General features: G+C 77.3%; 3 protein-coding genes and 1 pseudogene. All 4 read left to right on the top strand.

Features of this window, described 5'->3' with window-relative positions; genetic code table 11:
* The coding region (locus ABD352_RS53380) for a molybdopterin-binding protein (RefSeq protein ID WP_344620368.1) at nt 1-952 on the top strand (952 nt) is incomplete at its 5' end.
* Nucleotides 953-1,010: 58 nt separating this feature from the next.
* A complete protein-coding gene (locus ABD352_RS53375; RefSeq protein ID WP_344620367.1) occupies nt 1,011-1,388 on the top strand; it encodes a DUF1622 domain-containing protein in 378 nt (125 codons plus the stop codon).
* Nucleotides 1,389-1,423: 35 nt separating this feature from the next.
* The gene (locus tag ABD352_RS53370) at nt 1,424-2,515 is read left to right on the top strand and encodes an AAA family ATPase (protein ID WP_344620366.1); all 1,092 of its coding nucleotides are present in this window, start codon (nt 1,424-1,426) and stop codon (nt 2,513-2,515) included.
* A pseudogene (locus ABD352_RS53365) lies at nt 2,512-3,015 on the top strand (hypothetical protein); the annotation flags it as partial. The gene ABD352_RS53370 and the pseudogene ABD352_RS53365, both read left to right, overlap by 4 nt.

The following is a 3,015-nucleotide window of genomic DNA, read 5'->3' as shown; positions in this document are numbered from 1 at the left end:
CCTCGCCGGCCCCGGGGCCGTGCCGGGCTCGCTGCTGCCGGGCACCCCCGCCGAGATCGCCACCGGCGCCCCGGTGCCGGGCGGGGCGGACTCGGTCCTGCCGTACGAGCGCAGCATCCGCGTCGACGACACCGTCACCCCCGACCCGCAGGCCCCGGCCGGCCGGCGCAACATCCGCGTGGCCGGCGAGGACGCCCTGCCCGGCGACCCGCTCGTCCCGGCCGGCCGGCGGGTGAGCTCCGCGGTCCTCGGCGCCGCGGCCCAGGCCGGCGCCGACACCCTGGCCGTGCACCGGCGCCCGGCCGTCCGGCTCGCCGTCACCGGCGACGAGATCGTCCACGGCGGGCTGCCGGCCCCCGGCCTGGTCCGCGACGCCCTCGGCCCGGCCGTCGCCGCCGTGGTCGCCGCCGCGGGCGGCACCGTCACGTCGGGCACGCACCTGCCCGACGACGGCGCGGCCCTGCGCGCCGCCCTGATCGCGGGCGGCGACGACGTCCTCGTGGTCACCGGCTCCTCCTCCGTCGGCGCCGCCGACCACCTCCACCGCGTCCTGGCCGGGCTCGGCGCCGAATGGCACGTCGACGGCGTCCAGTGCCGCCCCGGCCACCCGCAGCTGCTGGCCCGCCTGCCGGGCGGCGGCCCGTGGGTCGTCGGCCTGCCGGGCAACCCGTTCGCGGGCCTGGTCGCCGCGCTGACGCTGCTGCAGCCCCTGCTGGAGGCCCTGACCGGCGCGGCCCCCGGGCCGGCCGTGCGGCTGCCGGTCTTCGGCTCGGCGCCGGTGCCGGCGCAGGGCGTGCGGCTCGTGCCGGTACGCCTGGAAACCACCCACGCCACGATCGCCACCGGGGCCCGCCCGGCCAGCCTGCGCGCGGCGGCGACCGCGGACGCCCTCGCGGTCCTCGACCCCGGCTGGACCGACGGCGCCCCGGCCGACCTGCTGCCCATTCCCTGACCGGCCCCGAGCGGACCGAACCCGGCGGTAGGTTACGGGAGTGGGGGTTGCCGGGGCGATGGAGCGTGTCGCGCAGGGCTTCGACGCGCTCGCGGCGGTGGTGCTGGTGATCGGGCTGCTCTTCTCGGTGGTGCTCGCCGTGCGGGCGGCCCGGCGCGACGGCGGGCGGCGCGGCTACCTGGCACTGCGGGAGAGCTTCGGCGGGGTGCTGTTGCTCAGCCTCGAGGTGCTGGTCGCCGCCGACCTCATCCGGACCGTCGCCGTCTCGCCGTCGCTGGAGAGCGTCGCGGTACTCGGGATCATCGTGCTCATCCGGACGTTCCTGAGCTTCTCGCTGCAGGTGGAGATCGAGGGCACCGTGCCGTGGCGCCGCGCCCTCACCAGCGGCGCGGTGAGCATCGCCCAGGCGGCCCGGCGGCCGCCGGACAGCGACTGACGCCGATCGTTTCGTGCCGTCCGTATCCTGAGGCCGTGACCCTCGCCGAGATACCGCCCCCGCTGGCCTGGTACGGGTCCAGCTTCGCCTACTACGACGACGAGCCCTCGGAGGAGGAGCTCGACCTCAAGGCCGCGCAGGAGCGCGAGCGCCGGTTGGCCGGGTTCTCACCGCAGCAGTTCGGGCCCCGCCCCGGGGCCGGCTTCAAGGGGCAGCGCTCCGCGGTGGTGCTCGGCCGGTTCCTGCCGGTGCACGACGGGCACCGGTACCTCATCGAGTACGCCCTCGCCCACACCCCCGACGTCTTCGTCTTCGTCCGCGTCAGCGGCGACGACCCGATCCCGTGGGAGGTGCGCCGGGACTGGCTCGCCGAGCTGTTCCCCGGGGTGACGGTCACGGCCGTCGAGGACGAGGGCGAGCAGGAGCGGTGGACCAGGGCGGTCCTCGACGTGGTCCGGCCGGACTACGTCTTCGCCGGGGAGGGCTACGATCCCACGCTCGGCCGGCGGCTCGGGGCCCAGGTCATCCCGGTGAGCCGCGACGCGGTCCCCGTCTCCGGCACGCACGTGCGCGCCGACCCGTGGGCCTGCGAGCGGTACCTGCCGCCGGCGGTGCGGGCCTTCTACGCCCGGCGGGTCTGCCTCATCGGGCCCGAGAGCACCGGCAAGACGACCATCGCGAAGTGGCTGGCCGAGCACTACGGCACCGTGTGGGTGCCGGAGCGGATGCGCTACGCCGGCCCCGAGCTGCTGGTCGGCGGCGTCTCGCCGGTGGCGCACGGGCAGCAGGCCGCGGAGGACCTCCTCGCCCGGCGGGCCAGCCGGGTGCTGTTCTGCGACACCGACCTGCTCTCGGTGCGCCTGTGGAGCGAGCGGCTCTTCGGCACGGCCCCGCAGTGGCTGGTCGAGGCGTCGCAGCGCTCGAGCATCGACCTGTACCTGCTGACGTCGCCGGACCTGCCGTTCACCGGTCCGGACACGTACAACACGCCGACCGAGCGGCGGGAGTTCCACGCCGCCTGCGAGCGGGAGCTGAACCGGCTCGGGCGGCCGTACGTCGCCATCCCCCTGGGAAAGGACCGGCTCGCCAGGGCCGTGGCGGCCGTCGACGAGCTGCTGGCGCGGTGACCGACCCGTTCGGCCCCGGCTACGCCGCCGACCCGTTCCCGGCGCTCGCCCGGCTGCGGGCGAGCGAGCCGCTGTTCTACAGCGCGAGCCTGCGCCGGTTCGTGGTGACCCGCTTCGCGGATGTCTCGGCGGTACTGCAGGACCCGGCGACGTTCTCCTCGGCCGTCGTGCCCCGGGTCCCGCCGGCCGACCGGGACGGGCTGGCCGAGTTCTCCGCGTGGTCGGCCCGCTGGCTGTTCTTCCTCGACCCGCCGGGGCACGCGGCCGACCGGGCCCCCGTCGCCCGGGCCCTGGCCCCGCGGGCGGTCGCCCGCCTCGAGGCCGGCGTGGCCGAGCTGGCCCGGCGGCTGATCGCGGACCTGCCGCGGCCCGGCTTCGACCTGCTGGCCGGCTTCGCCCACCCGCTCGCCGCGCGGGTCGTCGCCGGCCTGCTGCGCCCGCCCGGCCCGCCCACCGAGGCGTTCCTGGCCCAGGCCTGGGCGATGGAGCGGGCCGGCGCG

The organism is Dactylosporangium salmoneum, from assembly GCF_039532525.1.
In the GTDB taxonomy this organism is placed as follows: domain Bacteria; phylum Actinomycetota; class Actinomycetes; order Mycobacteriales; family Micromonosporaceae; genus Dactylosporangium; species Dactylosporangium salmoneum.
Note: the sequence above shows the minus strand (reverse complement) of the source record. Positions and strands in the feature narration are given on the sequence as shown.

Bases quoted from the DNA above. Each gene is read 5' to 3' on its own strand.
- ABD352_RS53375 (WP_344620367.1), top strand. From the start codon at position 1,011: ATGGAGCGTGTCGCGCAGGGCTTCGACGCGCTCGCGGCGGTGGTGCTG.